Annotated in this window: 14 protein-coding genes and 1 tRNA gene; 2 read left to right on the forward strand and 13 right to left on the reverse strand. The window is 31.0% G+C overall.

Features of this window, described 5'->3' with window-relative positions; all coding sequences use genetic code 11:
- The 4 genes from ACO5J6_RS06915 to ACO5J6_RS06930 all read right to left on the reverse strand — a co-directional run.
- A partial coding sequence (locus ACO5J6_RS06915; RefSeq protein ID WP_485642974.1) for a S8 family serine peptidase occupies positions 1-1951 on the reverse strand: 1951 nt, incomplete at its 3' end.
- A 259-nt stretch (positions 1952-2210) separates the two neighbouring features.
- A complete protein-coding gene (nrdJ, locus tag ACO5J6_RS06920) occupies positions 2211-4460 on the reverse strand; it encodes a ribonucleoside-triphosphate reductase, adenosylcobalamin-dependent (RefSeq protein WP_485642976.1) in 2250 nt (749 codons plus the stop codon).
- A 731-nt stretch (positions 4461-5191) separates the two neighbouring features.
- Complete coding sequence (locus ACO5J6_RS06925) at positions 5192-6532, reverse strand: APC family permease (protein WP_485642978.1); 1341 nt, start codon at positions 6530-6532, stop codon at positions 5192-5194.
- A 280-nt stretch (positions 6533-6812) separates the two neighbouring features.
- On the reverse strand, positions 6813-7706 hold the full coding sequence (locus ACO5J6_RS06930) for a tRNA 2-thiocytidine biosynthesis TtcA family protein (RefSeq protein ID WP_485642979.1): 894 nt from the start codon (positions 7704-7706) through the stop codon (positions 6813-6815).
- Positions 7707-7885: 179 nt separating this feature from the next.
- On the opposite strand from ACO5J6_RS06930, the gene ACO5J6_RS06935 reads away from it, so the two are divergent.
- Both ACO5J6_RS06935 and ACO5J6_RS06940 read left to right on the forward strand, forming a co-directional pair.
- Positions 7886-8629 carry a tRNA1(Val) (adenine(37)-N6)-methyltransferase gene (locus ACO5J6_RS06935; RefSeq protein ID WP_485642981.1) on the forward strand — a complete coding sequence of 248 codons (744 nt, stop codon included), beginning with the start codon at positions 7886-7888 and terminating at the stop codon, positions 8627-8629.
- A 56-nt stretch (positions 8630-8685) separates the two neighbouring features.
- Positions 8686-8769: transfer RNA gene (locus ACO5J6_RS06940), tRNA-Leu, on the forward strand.
- 384 nt (positions 8770-9153) lie between these two features.
- Here the strand turns inward: ACO5J6_RS06940 and ACO5J6_RS06945 are convergent.
- The 9 genes from ACO5J6_RS06945 to ACO5J6_RS06985 all read right to left on the reverse strand — a co-directional run bounded on the left by ACO5J6_RS06945 (position 9154) and on the right by ACO5J6_RS06985 (position 17151).
- Positions 9154-11388: a heavy metal translocating P-type ATPase gene (locus tag ACO5J6_RS06945; RefSeq protein ID WP_485642983.1), complete on the reverse strand. Its 2235-nt coding sequence runs from the start codon at positions 11386-11388 to the stop codon at positions 9154-9156.
- A 198-nt stretch (positions 11389-11586) separates the two neighbouring features.
- Positions 11587-12063, reverse strand: coding sequence for a CopY/TcrY family copper transport repressor (locus ACO5J6_RS06950; protein ID WP_485642984.1), 477 nt, complete (start codon positions 12061-12063; stop codon positions 11587-11589).
- Between the two features lie 406 nt (positions 12064-12469).
- Positions 12470-13249: a hypothetical protein gene (locus ACO5J6_RS06955; RefSeq protein ID WP_485642985.1), complete on the reverse strand. Its 780-nt coding sequence runs from the start codon at positions 13247-13249 to the stop codon at positions 12470-12472.
- Positions 13250-13312: 63 nt separating this feature from the next.
- Entirely contained in the window at positions 13313-14026 is a 714-nt protein-coding gene (locus ACO5J6_RS06960; RefSeq protein WP_485642986.1) for a hypothetical protein, read from the reverse strand.
- Positions 14027-14085: 59 nt separating this feature from the next.
- Positions 14086-14460 carry a hypothetical protein gene (locus ACO5J6_RS06965; RefSeq protein WP_485642988.1) on the reverse strand — a complete coding sequence of 125 codons (375 nt, stop codon included), beginning with the start codon at positions 14458-14460 and terminating at the stop codon, positions 14086-14088.
- A gap of 37 nt (positions 14461-14497) precedes the next feature.
- Positions 14498-14980 carry a hypothetical protein gene (locus tag ACO5J6_RS06970; protein WP_485642989.1) on the reverse strand — a complete coding sequence of 161 codons (483 nt, stop codon included), beginning with the start codon at positions 14978-14980 and terminating at the stop codon, positions 14498-14500.
- A gap of 15 nt (positions 14981-14995) precedes the next feature.
- Positions 14996-15355 (reverse strand): hypothetical protein, encoded by a 360-nt coding sequence (locus ACO5J6_RS06975; RefSeq protein ID WP_485642991.1) that lies wholly within the window; start codon positions 15353-15355, stop codon positions 14996-14998.
- Between the two features lie 206 nt (positions 15356-15561).
- Positions 15562-16410, reverse strand: coding sequence for a hypothetical protein (locus tag ACO5J6_RS06980; RefSeq protein ID WP_485642993.1), 849 nt, complete (start codon positions 16408-16410; stop codon positions 15562-15564).
- 102 nt (positions 16411-16512) lie between these two features.
- Positions 16513-17151: a DnaJ domain-containing protein gene (locus tag ACO5J6_RS06985; protein WP_485642995.1), complete on the reverse strand. Its 639-nt coding sequence runs from the start codon at positions 17149-17151 to the stop codon at positions 16513-16515.
- Positions 17152-17263 lie beyond the last annotated feature (112 nt).

Here is a 17263-nt window from a genome sequence, read left to right on the forward strand (position 1 = left end):
TCATTGCATCTCCCACACTTGAAGTCGATACATAGTCTTCCACATTTTTTCTGCTTACTGTAACATCCACAGATTTATCACCTGATTTCACTGAAGCCGTAATTAATTCAGGAGTTTCCACTTTATCAAAACTTCCGTTTACTCCTTTTTCAGCTTCAATCACTGTGGAAGTCATAGGTTTTGCAGTAATATACTTATTACCCATTGTCTGTTTTAAAGTATTTCTTCCACTCAAATTGACAATACCTTTTACATGTAGTTTTGTACCTATTTCAGCTTTTGTTACTGCACCGTTCCCGGCAATATAATCTCCTGTTATAACAGCACCTGAACCTCTATTTTCAAAGGTTCCTCCACTATTTTGTACATTTACGGGCGAGATATCTCCATTATAATTTCTCAATCCTATCATTGTTGTCGGATATGTAATCAATGTTCCATTTTCCTGTATATTTATATTTGATCCGTTTTCACCATATATTTCAAGAATTCCTTCTATTATATCAGTGCTTCCCTGATAAGTATTATTCCCTGTTAAGATTAATCTTCCGTTACCTGATTTTCTTAATCCTCCGTGACCGTCAATATCATTTTCAAATATAGAAGTTATATTGTCTGTTACATTGGCGTTAAACTGCCCTCTTTCTCCCGAATTTGCTGCTCTTTCTCCTACAAGTAATTCGCTACTGAAACTTGCAGGCCCTTTCAATGCTTTCTTTTCATCCAGAAGCCCCCAACCGAATGTTGTATCTACTCCCGGAGTCCCTAAGTCTTTTGCTGTTGTCAATATAGTTTGTTTTAATTCATGTCCTGTCATCCATGGAAATTTTTCTTTTATTTTAGCAGCTGTAGCAGTTACTCTCGGTGCAGCAAAAGATGACCCGAAAGCATAACATCCTTCAAGCTCACAGTCTCCACTCGCTGAAATTGACCACCATTGTGCTCTTCCCGCTCTTGCCAGATGTGGTGCATATTCACTTCCATTCGGTCTTACTCCTATTACTGAAATCCAACCTTTATAAAGTTCAGGTATAAAAGCCGGCATGCCCGCCTGAACTGTCGGTGCATTGTACGTTTTTGTACCACCATTCTGTGTTGGGGTTGTATTTCCTGCTGCCCATACAAACAGAGAGCCTTCATTTACCGCTTTTTTATAAAAATTATTCAATTCATCAATTTTTCTTTCGAGTTCATCAGCTGTTGAATTTCCTCTTAATACGGAATTTCGTATTTTTTGTTTATAATTTGTAACATTATAATCAGAAAATTCGGAAGGTGTACCGAAAGACTGGTTAAATATTCTTACTCCTTTATTATATAGTTCCTCATATTTTTCTTTATCCGTAATTAAATAATCTCCTCTTTCTCCGAAACTTACTCCATAAACTGTAGCCTCTTTTGCTCCTTTACCGCTTTTACCGGCTAAAATCGTAGCCACCATTAATCCATGTTCATTTTCGCTCAAAGTACTATAATTACCTAATTCTTTTTCTATAGCAGTAAATCTTTCTCCAAATTCTTCGCTTAATACTTCACTGAATTTTGTTCCAAAATTTAGCGGTCCTTTGTGAAAATCTCTTGTATAAGCATTTTCACTTAAAAAATCACTGTCTAAAACTCCTATCTTGACTCCTTTTCCTCCTACTGCCTTATTATCAGTCGGCTTTTCAAACTGATTACTAATACTTGGATTCGTCGGGTTTTGAGGTATCAAATTTTGTCTTGGCAAATCCTGCCTAGGATTATTGTTTTGACCTGCTTGATCTTGACCTGTTGGCGGAATTTCCGATGCTCTTGGTGCTGTTGGCGGTGTCGATATTCCCGGATTTTGAGGTATATTTGGTATTTGAGGTGTTACTCCACTTGTTTGAGGAGTTGCTCCGCTTCCTCCTCCACTTCCGCAACTGGATAATAAAGCTATCAAGCTTATCAATATTACTATTTTCTTCATTTTTTTACTAAATTCCTTTCCTTAAAATTATAAAATTTTCCCCATTTATAAATTTAAAGGCTTCTTCCATCCTACTTTCCTACTCAAAAACTCCTTTCTTTTTTAATTAATTTTTTAATCCGCTCTTACAAGTATATCATTTATATAATATCTATTTCAAATATATATTATATATTTTTAACCATTTTTATAAAAATAGCCCTAAAAATTAGGACTATTTCTAAAATATTATATTTTATGACAATTTATTGCAAAATATCTATCTAATCGGGCAGACTCCCGAAGCACAATCACTTTGGCTTACCAATTCAAGATTTTCATGTTCACCTATATTATTCAGTATCATAAAAGTTTTTGCTACATCCCCCGAAATTTCCGTACAACGTTTCTCATAAATCTGTTCATTAATAGGCTCTTTCGGTGCCTGTTTAAGCTCTCCTCCGTAATAAGGAAGAAGAGATGTGGATTTAATGGCAAATCTGTACTGTTTAAGAAGTTCAGCTACCTGATTTACTTCGTTTTCCTGAAAAGTAATGGTACAGCTTATAGCATTGTCAGCCCAGTAAGTTTGTAAAAATGCTTGAGTAGCGAACTGCTCAGCTATGGACACAGTTCCTGCCGATTCAAAATATTCGCTGTCGGCATGGGCGGCTTTAATTGGAAATTCTACGCATACAGTATTTGCAGTATAAATATCAGGCTCCATACGGTAACCGCATTCTTTAAGAGCAGGTAAGAGAGGGTCGCTATCCTGAAAACGTATACGCTGAATGAGGTATCCTGCATAATGGAAATGCATTCCTTCCGATACTCCTGCCAGTTTTGAAACTGTTCCTGACGGTTTTACCGTTGTTCGTTTAACGGAAATATTACATCCAAGTTTTTCGGAATATTCTTTATCAGCTTTGACAACTGCCTGATATAATGCTTCCATTCTTTCGATAATTCTCTCATCATAAATAGGTACTGACACTTTTTTATTTGTAACAGGATCTTTTTCTTCTTTAAACCCTATTACAACCCTATTTCCAAATTCATTTAAAAACCAGTCCTGAATTCCCGACATGGAAATTCCTATACGACGATTTTTCTCGATTATTTTTCTTGATACTTCCCAGTCATAATTACTGAAAGTTACTCTTTTTGCGTAACGTGTGCCTAAAGCAAATACTTCCTCCAAGTCCCAGCCCTGCTGCAAAGCAATATGAGGAAATGCCTCAAATAAATTGCACGGTTCTCCGTTTGACAACGTTATTTCTCCACACGGATTTGTTCCTTCGGCAGACATATCTATTCCTGACTGTTTACCGTCAATAATACGTCCATAATTTCTTGAAAGCTCAAGGTTTACAACTCCCGGTTCTCCATTGTGTAAAATCGAATCAACAATAGGGGCATAATCTGTAAACTCGCTATCTATTGCTATACTGTTATTGGACGCCCAACGATGATGATACAGTTTATCTTTATCCTGTTTCATAGTAACAAATGCCTCATCATTTCTGGATCCCAAAGCAAGTTCAGCAGAACGTCTTACATTTCCTGCAACTACGGCTTTTCCTATCAGATTTCCTATATCGGTACAGTCTACACTTGTCAAATATCCGTTCACTTTTTCATTTAATATACCGTTTATATCAAAAAGCATATCAATCAAAGGCATAGGTCCCGAAGCCGTTCCGCCAAATCCCCTTATTCTTGCTCCCTTAGGACGGATTTGACTAATATCTATGACTATATTTTTATATTTCTTATCAGATACTTTTATAAAGTGGGAATCTATCATCAAGGCATTTGCCATTACCCACCCCTCTCTTGTATCAGGAATCGAATAATATACATACTCGTCAGAATTATGTGCAGCTATCCATTCTTCTCTATCTACTGCTCCTGTCTTTATGGAATCTTCATAAGATTCACTGTCTTTACTTATAACTACGACCAAATCGGTTTTATAATTTACTTGGGGAATTTCTTTCACATTCTCGGAAACCACCGAAAAACCTACTCCCCCACCTTTCATTAATTCATCGAACATAAATGAGAAAGGCATAGACACAGCTTTTTCATTTTCCGAAAGATAATCGGGCATTATATGACTATTTCCATATTCCTGCGGGCGGACAGCTATAAACCAGCAGTTATTCAGCGAATCTCCGTTTCTCTGTTGGTATTCCGTTCCGGAAATCCACAAATTCCGTCCTGAAGGCAATGCTCCCAAGCCATATATCAATTTATAAAGTTTTTTTGCCTCATCTTCCAGTTCCCGAACCGTATCAGGATTTAAAGGAGTTTCTTTCAATCTCGGGTCAAGATTAATATTCCCCTCGACTACTCTTTTTACAGTTTCTTCCCAATCCTCGGTACGCTGTTTTTCAGGTATCCAACGGGCATAAGTTCTTTTATAAGTTACCCACCCTAATTCTCCCCAATGAGGTGTTACTTCCTCTTTTATTTGATTAATATATTCTTCTGTCAGAATAATCTGTACTTTGGCTTTATCTTTCATATTGTTTCTGTCTCCTTTCTGTATATTAATAATATATAACATTATATCATTATCACAATATATTGTTATATATTTTTATTTTTTATCTATATGTAGTATATAATTTATTGAAAATTTTTTCAATATATTTTTTATTTCAAAAAAAATTAAATTCGATTTAAAAAAGAGACTGACCGAACTGAACTTAAAATTTTTGATAATTTTTGTTTCTTCTAATCCGTCATCTACTTTATATTTTCTTTTTTCTCTTATTTGAGTATTGTCATTATATATTTTTATAGCCTCTCCTACCATATCACTTAAATTTAAACTTTATGACATAAAAAGAAACCACTAAAATCAAGTAGTTTCTTTTTTGTTTTTTATATACTATCTTATGTTATAACAAGAAGTTATTTCTACTTTTTTTATTCTAACATACAATATATTTCACAAAAAAATTTATAAAAACTTTATATTTTTTATATAATAAATACAAGAATTTTTTCGCAATCAATATATATATATATTATAAATTATAATATATAATATTTATTGAATATTTAGATTTGACTTATTACAGCATACTTTTTTATTTTTTTGCAACTTTTTCTTGCACATTTCGATTTTTTTTATTTATTAATTTAGACAAAAAATTAGACAAAAAAAACTACACCCTCTATCTTTTATTCAAGATTTTGGGTGCAGTGCAAATCAGCTCTTTTTATTTATTATTTTTTTATATTATTTTTTTAATTATCTCTTTTTACAAAATAATACACTATCATTCCCGACCCTGTCAAAAGCAGTCCTATTAACGCCAATGCAGTCTGTGTTACCAAGGCACTTATCAGGACAACAATTCCCCCTATGATAGCAACAGCAGGTACAAACGGATATAAAGGAACTTTATAAGGTCTTTCGGCGTCAGGACTGTCTTTTCTGAATTTAATCACAGCTATAAATGAAAGAACATTGAAAATCCACAGACTGAACATCGCCATATCCGCCAACGTATTAAATGACCCCAATAATGCCATAGCAGTCGCTATTATAAACATTAAAACAAAACTTGCAAAAGAAGTCTTATATTTCGGGTGCAGTTTTGTAAATTTATGACTGTAAGGCAAATTTTTATCTAAAGCCATTGTGTAAGGTATTCTTGTAGAAATCAGTATACTTCCGTTCAATGTACCGAAAACCGAAATAATTATCCCTATCGTTACGAGTTTAGCTCCAAATCCGCTTCCCAAAAGTACCGAAGCCACATCTGCGGCAGGAGTGGAAGTAGCTGCAAGTACATCAGCAGGTAAAACGTACAAATAAGTTATATTAATAATCAAATAGACAATACATACTCCCACAATTCCTATCGTAATTGCAACAGGCATATCTTTTTTCGGATTTTTCATTTCTCCCGCTATGGTTCCCGCATGTTGCCAGCCGTCATAAGCAAACATACATGACAAAATCGCCGCTCCGAGTATAGTAACGTTGCTTACGGGGCTTTCTCCTACAGGCAGAACGGGTGTCAGATTACTTACGGAGCCGTCTTTAAAAAAGAAAGCTGAAATAACAATGACGACTATCGGTATCAGTTTCGCCACTGTAAAAATATTTATAATTGTTCCTCCCGTTTCTGCACCTAAAAAGTTCATTACAAATAAAAATATTATAAATGAAACCGCGACAATATTCTGATATGATAAATCAATACTGAACAGTTTACTCACCTGTAAAGAAATCGCATTTGCCTGAGCAGAAATATAAGCGGGCCAAAATACAAAAGCAAAAGTCCAACCCGCCAGATATCCGATTTTTTCTCCAAATATTTTTCTTAGCCATGTTACCATTCCACCCGTTTCGGGTATAGCCCCCGACAATTCTGCCACAGTAAGTCCTCCGCACAAATTAATTACTCCGGCAAAAATCCAAGCCAGCAAAGCAAATCCGGGAGTTGCTTTTGTTATTTGCAGTACTCCCTGTGCTTTAAAAAATATTCCCGAGCCTATTATCATATTGATCACAAGAAATATAGCAGTCGGAAGCCCCAACACTTTTTTTAATGTATTATCACTTGTTGTTTTATTCATACAATTTTCACCATTTTAAAAACTCATCATTTATTTCATCATTTATAATAATTATTGATTTTTTAAATCCTTTCTTTATTAATTTTTTTTATATAAATACAGCTTTTCTGATTTAACTTTTCTAATTTTAAGTATAGTATTAAAAATCCAAATTAATGATTTTCCCAATGTATTTTAAGTTTAAGAACAGTATATTTATACTGTTTATTATACTGTCGAAAATTAGAATACAGATTGTAATGGGAATTCCTGTCGTTCAGGAATAATATTATTTACAATATTAAAAATTATCAAGATAAGAAAATTTCTCCCCCGACATTTTCCAGCCCAGTATTTTTTCCAGATTTACATTTTGTGCAGACTGGACAATACGTTTCTTTATATCGGGATTATTTTTTACCAGTTCAGCAATCAGTTCTTTAGTTTCCCGTCTTTTACTGGAAGTTTTCCCGGCGGCTACCGTACAGCCGCAGTTCATTGCAAGAATACCGTTATTTCTAACCCATTTTATAATGGATTTCTCCTCCACATAAAACAACGGTCTTATCAGTTCAATATCAAAATTGTCGGATTTCAGCTTGGGAAGCATTGTTTCAAATTTTCCCATATAAAAAATACTCATAAGAGTTGTTTCAATAACATCATCCATATGATGTCCCAAAGCCAGTTTGTTACACCCGTAAGAAGTTGCTTTCGAATAAAGACTCCCACGTCTCATTTTTGCACACATATAGCATGGATAGTCTTTAGCAATTTTTTCAGCTATCTCAAAAATATTATCATTGTAGATTTCACAAGGGATTTCAAGATGTTCAAGATTTTTTTTCAAATTGCTTAAATTAATTTCGTTAAATCCGGGATTCATAGATATGAATACAAGCTCAAAATCTGTCTTACTGGCTCTTTTCAATTCCTGAAAAAGTTTAGCGAGCAAAAGACTGTCCTTTCCTCCTGAAATGGCTACTGCAATTCTGTCGCCGTCTTTTACCATTTCAAATTCTTTCAGTCCTTTAATAAAAGGCGACCAGAGTTCGGAACGGTATCTTTTTTGAATGCTTTTCTCTATCTCATTCAGAGGTCTTAGAGGAACTGAGGGAAGTATGGCTTCACAGGAAGTATTTCCTATACTCGACACTTTTATGTTATCTATATTATTATTTGTTAAATTTTCCATTGATTTTAAATCTCTCCTTTTTTTTATCACAGTATTATATAATGGTTTGAGATATATTTCAAGAGCAGAGTATTAAAAAATAAGTCGATAAATTTAAAGAAATAAGATATAATAAAAAATAATATAAAACAAAATAGTATACAATAAAAATATACGGGAGGCAAGAACAGAAGAGTATTATGGGCGTAGAAAAAAAAGAGGGCGAAGAAACATCCGTAATAATTAAAGGAATGGAAATTATTCAAAGAAATGATTTTCAGAATTTTACTTTGGATTCGGTTTTACTGGCAAATTTTGTAAAAATAAACAGAAAAACTAAAAAAATACTGGATATAGGCACAGGCTGCGGTATTATACCTATGCTTTTAGGAAAAAAATCCCGAGCGGAAATTATCGGAATAGAACTGCAAAAAGAAATGTCCGATATTGCTGAAAAAAATATAAAAAATAATGATTATAAAAATCAAATAAAAATTATAAACAATGATATCAAGAATTATGAAAAAATCTTCAAAACAGATGAATTTGACAGCATTGTTACTAATCCCCCTTATTTTGAATTTAAAGGAGATATAAATCAGATAAATAATTCACCGAAAATGAGTATTGCAAGACATAATATAAATTTAACTTTAGAAGAAATAATACAAATTTCATCCCGATTGCTAAAAAATTCCGGATATTTTTCCATAGTTTTCCGAAGTGAGAGGCTGATAGAAATACTGGAATTACTTACAAAATATAATTTAGAGCCGAAAAGATTGAAAAACTGTTATACAAAAAGAAATGAAAATGCTAAAATATGCCTGATTGAAGCAATCAAAAATAGTAATAAAGGACTGAATATAGAACCGCCTATCTTTGTATATGAAGAAAACGGAGAAAAAAGCGAATATATAAAAAAATTATATGAAAAAAAATAATTTTTTTAAATTCTATTGAAAAAAAATAATAAATTTAGTATAATATGTAAGTTAGTGCGAGCGTGGTGGAACGGTAGACACGCTATCTTGAGGGGGTAGTGGCAAACGCTGTACGGGTTCAAATCCCGTCGCTCGCACCATTAATAAAATCTAATCAAAAAAATTAATCAACATAAAAAAATTTAAAAGTTTTAAAAATCAAAAAATAATCAGAAAATATAAAAATACATATCTGAGACTATCTCACTAAAGTAAAAAAATAATAATTATAAATCTACACCAATGATAATTTATAATGAGGCTATCTCATAAGATAAATAAAATTACTAAATCATAAAATTTATATATTTTACTATTTTTATAAAATCAATAATAATAACGCATTTTGACTTTTAAAAATATACAATATTTATATTAGTAAAATTATTTTTGTCTTATGAAACACCCTCATTTTTTATTTTCCTAAAATATATGATATTTATTAGAACATTATTTTTTAACTTATAAGACAGCTTCAATTTTTTTTACAGATTTTTTACTTTAAAAAATTTTAGTCTTAAAGCATTCAACAATACTGATACCGAGCTTAGCGACATTGCAAATGCTGCTATCATCGGGTCAAGTTTAGGTCCGTTGAAAAATGCGAAAAATATTCCCGCTGCAAAAGGTATGCCTATTACATTGTAGAAAAATGCCCAGAACAGGTTTTCCTTAATATTTGTAATTGTTGCTTTACTCAATGCTATCGCTCCTGCCACATCATTCAAATCATTTCTGATTAACACTATATCAGCCGACTCTATTGCCACATCTGTTCCGCTTCCTATTGCAATCCCTACATTTGCCTGTGCCAGTGCCGGCGAGTCGTTTATCCCGTCACCGACCATTGCTACAAATTCCCCCTGCTCCTGAAGCTTTTTGATTTCTTCGGACTTCTGAAATGGAAGTATTTCAGCAATCACTTTATCTATTCCTACTTCTTTTGCTATATATTTTGCCGTCTTTTCATTATCTCCGGTCAGCATTATTACTTTTAATCCCAATCTATGTATTTTTTCTATGGCTTCCCTGCTTGTTTCCTTTACTACATCCGCCACAGCTATCAATCCCGCAAGTTCATTATTCACTGATATATACATAGGAGTTTTCCCTTCGTTTGAAAATATTTCGTAATCCTTTTCAGCTATGTCCGTACTTATATTTTTTGAAGCCATTAATTTATAATTTCCTATCTGCACTTCTTTTCCGTCGATATCCGCTCTTATTCCGTATCCGGGCATCGCTCTGAATTTATCATATTTCTTAAATTCAATATTTTTTTCTTTGGCACCATTTACTATAGCTTCGGCTAACGGATGTTCCGAATTATTTTCCGCACTCGCAGCCAACTGTAAAATCTCATTTTTATCGTGATTTCCGTATGTTTTCAAATCTGTAAGTACAGGTTTTCCTTTTGTTATAGTTCCTGTCTTGTCGAGTACAACCGTCTTGATTTTGTGAGCTGTCTCCAGAGCCTCACCGCTTTTTATAAGAATACCGTTTTCAGCTCCTTTTCCTGTTCCTACCATTATTGATGTAGGTGTTGCAAGACCCAAGGCACACGGACATGCAATCACGAGAACTGATATAAAAAATGTCAGTGCGGCTGTCAGTCCCGAGCCGCTTATAAACCATATTATTCCTGTAATAACTGCGATAATAATTACAACAGGTACAAAATATCCCGCTACAATATCAGCCATTCTTGAAATCGGAGCTTTTGAACCTTGTGCTTCCTCGACTAATTTTATTATCTGTGAAAGTACGGTATCTTTTCCTATTTCCGTAGCTTGAAATTGTATACTTCCATTTTTATTTATACTTCCTCCGATAACTTTATCTCCGATATTTTTACTTACAGGAATACTTTCACCTGTAATCATTGCTTCATCTACTGAAGTAGTCCCATTTGTGATTTTACCGTCTACCGCTATTTTTTCACCGGGTTTTACAACTATTATATCTCCAACTTTTATATTTTCTATTAATATTTCTTTTTCTACACCGTTTTCAATAATTTTTGCTTTTTTCGGCTGCAATCCTATCAGTTTTTTTATCGCTGAAGAAGTCTGACCCTTTGTCCTTGCTTCGAGAAGCTTTCCGAGTAAAATCAATGTTATAATCGTTCCCGCTGATTCATAATATAAATTCATATGATATTCAGGGTCTACAGTCATAGTCATATATGTGGCATACAGGCTATAAAGTATTGCCGCAGAAGCTCCCATTGCTATTAATGAATCCATAGTCGGTGATTTTCTTGCGAGATTTTTAAAACCGTGAATAAAAAAGTCTCTTCCGGCATATATTATCGGCAATGTAAGCAATAACTGGACTATAGAATAAATCACAGCGTTTTTCTTAGGATTTAAAATATCGGGAAGATGTATTCCCATCATATGTCCCATAGAAATATACAATAATGGGATAGCAAATATAACTGATAAAATAAGTTTATTTTTCAAACTTTTTATTTTATCCTCATACATCTGTATTTTCTGCTCTTCGCTTAATGTTTCCATAAGTCCGTATCCGGCACTTTCGACTATTTTTTTTATTTTATCAAAATTATATTTTTTTTCGTCATACTCCACATTGACTTTTTCAGTAGCAAAATTTACGCTCGCTTTTACATTCTCATTTTTATTAAGGGCATTTTCGACTGCTCTTGCACATGATGCACAACTCATTCCTGTAACATTATAAATACTGTTTTTCATATTTTATTCACACTCCTTTTTCAAGTTTTTTTATAATATTTAATACTGTCTTGTTAATATTGTCCTGACTTTAATTTCAATAATTATATGTTATTTCATTTATTTTTTATTTAGACTATAGTAAAGTACTTTTTACTTATAGTGATACTTTAATTAACTGTATGTCATTTCATTTACCTTTTTCATCGTAACCTGTCATTATTCTATACAGCAATTTTCATTATTTCTTTTATGACTGTGTTCCGAACAGTTACATTGTCCCTCTAAACAGGTACATTTTATTTTCTGGGGTGCATTTTCTTTCTTTTTTCTGACAATATATTCAATATTTTCAAGGTCATTTAGGCTTAATTCACTGTTTTCCACCAATTCCTTTATCATCTCGCCCACTTTTGTCCTGCAAATCCTGTTAAATGTTTCCATTACATACTGTCCCGCTATTTCCTGCTCTTTATATTCCGTATAGTAGATATATTTGTTTCCTTTTTCCTTTTTTTTGAGAACTTTCTTTTCCAAAAGACGATTTAACAAGGTTTTTACTGTAGTATGTTTCCATTTCATCTTCTCACCCAAGACTTGTGAGACAAATTTACTTGTTACTTCTTTGTTGGCCCACACTACTCTCATTATCTCCCATTCAGCTCCCGTTATATGACAGTTATTAGCTTCTTCCATTTTTTCCTCCATTATTTTTTATATTATATCATTTTTTTGAATTTACTCCCTTTAACCGCTCCTTTTTTGTGCTTAAATACTGATAAATCTGATGTAAGTATACTTTTTATTCTTTTATACAAAAAAAATCGACTATGTTTGTAATTTATATAAATAGTTTACAACATTAATCGATTTTTGTCAAGTTATTTTGTTATATAGATAATATTTTTTTACCATTTTGCTTAGATGTACCATTTTTTTTAATTAAAAGATAAAATTCCGAAAGAATAATACCCTGATCAAAATTCTTTTTTTCATTGCCTTTCCTGATTTTACTGATATTTTTTCATTTTTTATGCTTTATTCTATCATACTCACATTAAAGTAAAATGAGAGTTTTTATTTTTTATTTCTCAAAAATATTCTAATTCAGATTTTTCTTATTTGTTTCATATTGTTTCAAGTCTGATGATTTCAGTTTTTCATTGTCATTTTTAAGATTATTTTTTACTATAAACGAATCTGAACAGTTTTTTTCTATTATATTTTTCTTCTGAACGTATAAATCTACCGCTTTCTGTATTTCTCCTGAAATTCTATATTTATCAGCCTTAAACATATACAATCTGCATAAATAACTGTCCTGTTCAGAAATTTTATATTTCTGGCTGTCAGGATTTTCAAAAGCTTCTATTCCTCTGTCAGTATACTCTGCCCATTTATCAGGATTTTTATTGTATGTCGACATTGCCATATAATAGTAACTCATCGGATAATCAGGAAATCCTTCCATTAGATAATTTATTATTCTATCATACATTTCCCTATTGGTATCCGTAGCAGGCATATCTTTAGCATAAAAATCCAAGAGTGCTATATAGTTATCAATATTTTTCCCGTCTTTTTCCAATTTTTCTTTTAATTCTTTTATTTGAGATTTTATTTTGGATTTTTGTTCCTCGGAATAATCTCCTACACCGGAGGATTTTCCAAATATATTTTCATCACTTGTTTTCCCTGAACTTATTTCTTCCAATTTTTTCTTTATTTCTTCTTTTATTTTTTCCGAACCAACATTTTTTTCATTTGCTCCTTCTTTTATTTCAGTTTTCCGACCGGCTTCTTCCTTTGTCTTTTCAGTATTTTTTCCTCCGCAACTCATTACTGCCAATAAAATCACTATGATTAATATCCACTTTTTCATAATTTTTTTCTCCTTCATAAATAAGATTAATAAACCTTTGAAACAGTTTCTTTTATAATCATTTTACTTTAGGTTTTCCTTATTTATATTATATTGTTTTGGATTTTTTGATTTTAGTTCCTCATTTTCTTCTCTTAATCTTTTTAAAATATCTTCTCCGCTTTTATGTTTTTTTATAATATCTTTTTTCTGTAAATACAGGTTTATAGCTTCCTGTTCCATTGAAGACTCACTGTACATAAGTATCTCTATTATATACAAGTTTGCTATACCGTTTTCTTTTATTGCCGGCGTTATTTCAGGATATTTTTTTATGTCAGCCCTTTCATAAGCCTTTATTGCTGCTTCTGCATACGCAAATGCTTCATTATACTTTATTTCTCCCATTAATTTCATTGCCATATAGGAATATCCGTCAGGATAATCAGGAACATTTCTTATTAAATCTTCCAATGCCGCTTTATACATTCCTGCATTTCGGATTTTATTATAAAAATATATAAGTTTCATATGATTTTTTGGATTCTTTTTATCTTTAGCCAGTATTTCCTTAATTTTATTCAATTCCGCTCTTTCTTCTCTGCTCAGATTTTTCAGTTGCTCTTCATAATATTTTCTTTCAGAATTATTCATATCCTGTATCATCTTTGCCATATCTTCTTTCTGTTTCTGTACTGTTTTCTGACTACCTTTTTTATTAGTTTGGCTGTAACCGTTATTTCCGAAATTTAGCATCAGTAACAGTACCCCTATTGTAATAAAAATTTTTCCCCTCATTTCTACTCATTCCTTTCATTTTATTATCTATTTTCATTTAAAAATTTCTAATTTTATCTTCAGCCTTCTAAATAATATAAAGCAAAGAAAGGTAAGAACCACACTATCTTGCCCCATATTCCCGTTATCAATAGACAGAGAATTTTTAATTTTTTATCATATTTACCTAAAAATACAAATGTTCTTACTGCATATGAAATTACATTTGAAAACATAATCAATGAGAATATTGGAGATTCTTTCGCACCTGATAATACAGCTATTGAAAGTAAGGACATGGCTACGGAACAAAATGATAAAAAAATATCCGTATACACCATTATTTTCTCAAAATTTTTTTTTATTAAAAATATACTTACAATTATTTCAGGAATCATAAGCATACCTGCCACAGTAAAACCTGCTAAAAATATCCACCCTGTTCCTGTCTGCATTTTTCTCAACTCCTTTAACATAATTATTAATTTACATTTATTCAGAATTTTTCAGAGTTTTCAAATTTTCATCTGTTTTTTCCGAATTATTTTTTATTTTAATAATAAAAGCTCCTTTTTTTTGAAGAATAGTATAAGCTATTGCCAATACTCCAAATTCATAAATATAAAATAATACTTTTGTAGATTCCCAAAATATTTTATATAAAAAATATGAAAACATATAATGTCCGAAAGCTACAATTATTCCTGCTATGATTGATGTTTTTATTACTTCTTTACTATTGGAAATTATATCTATTTCAGTCCCTTCTTCGCCTATGTTTATCTTTTTTTCAGGTCCTTTTGAAAGTATACTCGCATATGTCCTCAAAGTATGTTCTCCCGGATTTGTATCCAGCGTCAGAGAACAGCTATGTGGAATTTCAATTTTTTTCCCATCCAGTTCCACTTTTATTGTTCTCGTTCTTGTTATCTTTCCATATCTTTTAACCGTATCATTTAAAATTAATTTCGCCATTTTCTTACCTCCTTTTTAATATATCCCTTCTATTCCATATTTTAGGAATATCATTATAAACATAATATCCGTCATTATTATCGAAAATATTTTAATCGGTAATACTGCCAATGGAGTCTTTATCCATTTTTTTATATAGAAAATAATTACCAATATTATTTTTAAAGCTATCATTATATAAACCGCTATTAAATTATTATTTGATAATGTAAAATACACATCTATCAGCCAACTCCAAATTAATAGAAATGTTATTCCCATTACAATCATCATAGACTTTATTACTTTAACCGCATTTTTATTTTCTTTGAAAATTATTCCTAAAACTGCAAGTAGTGCCAATCCAATAAGTGTAACAAAAACTAAAGCAGCCATTTCTCTACCTCCTATAATAGATAATTTTATAATTTATAACTATTTATATAAGTATGTTATCATCCTAACATTAAAGGAAAATGAGAGAAATAAATTTTATACTGAATTTTTTATTTTATTATCTATTTTATATTTATTTCATATTTATTTCATATTTATTTTATTATTATTTTATTATTTATTTTATTATTTATTCTATATTTATTTTACCAATTTTTTCTATCTTTAATATATAATCCTATAAATACTAATATCCCGACTGCTATTATAATCAAAGTGCTTAAAATAAATGGAGTGTCCTGAAATAACTTTTCATATACACTCTTATTTTTAATATAAGTTTTGAAAAGTTCCATTTTTTGCGACCAGTTGTAAATATATCCTTTTGAGATTTCCATATTTCTGATTATGTTAAATAAATAAAAAACAATACGGTTAAATGTATTTACACATACCATAATTATTATAAAATATATCGTCGATAATATTCCCGTTTTTCCTGAAAACTTATTATACATTTCCATCATTTTCAGAAATGCCGTTTCTATGACCATTAATTCTGCCATATTTATAACTCCGCTAAACATCGGCATAGAATAGAACAAAAGTAACGTTTTGAAATCAGGTTTTGATGATAATGCCTGATTTATTTGTTTTATTACGGCAGATAAATTTATTATTCCAAAAATAATCATTACAAATAATATTAAAAGATAAACTTTAAAATTACTTCTCGTCAGACGCAATCTTCTATTTGAGAGATTTGTAAATGCAGGAATTAGAGATACTAATAATCCTGTATTTATAATACGAATGGAATTATTTATAAGAGTGAAATTATTATTAAACGAAGCAAAATAACTCATAAAATAATTAGTCAAAAGTGTTTTAGGTATCAATATTACCAAAGCCGATAATCCTATAATTGTAGCTATTATTATTCCTGTTGACATTCCTAACAAGTTACTGCTTCTTTCTTCTTCAAAACCTATTCTGTATTTGTCATCCTCATCATAAATCATTCTTTCATTTTCATCATAAATCGATTTATTCATAACTTTCCCCTTTCAAATTATAAATTTTTCTTATATTTTTTTAATAAATATATATTATCACATTAATATTAAAATAAAATTATTTTTTAGAAAAATTTTTTATCAATTCTTTTTACTTAAATAATATTCCAAATTTTCTTCCAAATATCTGTTTACCTCGTTTACTTTTATAGTTTCTGCCGTTGTGTCTTTATCAGGATTTCTATCAGGATGCACTTCCTTTATTTTGGATTTATAAGCTTTTTTTATTACTTCCGGCGTTATCTCTAAATTTCTGTCAATATTGAAATATTTCATATATTCTATATATTTTTCAATTCTTTCATTCAGATTATTTGATGAATTATTTCCTATACCTTTATTATTCTGCGTATTTTTGCCGCCATGATTTTGATTATCCGTATTCCCGTTCTCTTGAAAAATTTGCCCTGTATAATTATTCAGTATTTCTCTGTCTTCAGCTGATAAAGGTTTCCAGCCTTTCTTTAAAAGGTCTTTTATATAAATTTTGTTATACACAAAAGAAAATCCTGTTACTATAATCCAGTATCCCAAATCTTTGATTATAAGGGACAGAATAATTATTACTCCAAATAATATTCCTGACCATTTCCAGTCCATTCTGAATAACGGAGCAAAAGGCCCTAAAATCAGAGTTATCCATGAAAATCCAATCTTTACTTTTTTCTCCTCATCTCCTTTTTTTAATACCACAGATTTTTTATTTATCTTTTTAGACATATTTATTCTTCTCCTTCTACTTTTTATTTTCAATATTTTTAAAATTATATGTTTTTTATCCTGTTTATTTATATAACTACCTTATCATATTGACATTAAAGAAAAATGAGAA

The sequence above is a fragment of the Pseudoleptotrichia sp. genome, assembly GCF_057270515.1.

Excerpts from the sequence above, each read along its gene's own strand:
- ACO5J6_RS06955 (WP_485642985.1), bottom strand. The coding sequence starts at position 13,249 with ATGAAAAAGTGGATATTAATCATAGTGATTTTATTGGCAGTAATGAGT.
- ACO5J6_RS06950 (WP_485642984.1), bottom strand. The coding sequence starts at position 12,063 with ATGGAAGAAGCTAATAACTGTCATATAACGGGAGCTGAATGGGAGATA.
- ACO5J6_RS06925 (WP_485642978.1), bottom strand. The coding sequence starts at position 6,532 with ATGAATAAAACAACAAGTGATAATACATTAAAAAAAGTGTTGGGGCTT.
- ACO5J6_RS06945 (WP_485642983.1), bottom strand. The coding sequence starts at position 11,388 with ATGAAAAACAGTATTTATAATGTTACAGGAATGAGTTGTGCATCATGT.
- ACO5J6_RS06970 (WP_485642989.1), bottom strand. The coding sequence starts at position 14,980 with ATGGCGAAATTAATTTTAAATGATACGGTTAAAAGATATGGAAAGATA.
- ACO5J6_RS06975 (WP_485642991.1), bottom strand. The coding sequence starts at position 15,355 with ATGGCTGCTTTAGTTTTTGTTACACTTATTGGATTGGCACTACTTGCA.
- nrdJ (WP_485642976.1), bottom strand. The coding sequence starts at position 4,460 with ATGAAAGATAAAGCCAAAGTACAGATTATTCTGACAGAAGAATATATT.
- ACO5J6_RS06960 (WP_485642986.1), bottom strand. The coding sequence starts at position 14,026 with ATGAGGGGAAAAATTTTTATTACAATAGGGGTACTGTTACTGATGCTA.
- ACO5J6_RS06935 (WP_485642981.1), top strand. The coding sequence starts at position 7,886 with ATGGGCGTAGAAAAAAAAGAGGGCGAAGAAACATCCGTAATAATTAAA.
- ACO5J6_RS06985 (WP_485642995.1), bottom strand. The coding sequence starts at position 17,151 with ATGTCTAAAAAGATAAATAAAAAATCTGTGGTATTAAAAAAAGGAGAT.
- ACO5J6_RS06980 (WP_485642993.1), bottom strand. The coding sequence starts at position 16,410 with ATGAATAAATCGATTTATGATGAAAATGAAAGAATGATTTATGATGAG.
- ACO5J6_RS06965 (WP_485642988.1), bottom strand. The coding sequence starts at position 14,460 with ATGCAGACAGGAACAGGGTGGATATTTTTAGCAGGTTTTACTGTGGCA.
- ACO5J6_RS06930 (WP_485642979.1), bottom strand. The coding sequence starts at position 7,706 with ATGGAAAATTTAACAAATAATAATATAGATAACATAAAAGTGTCGAGT.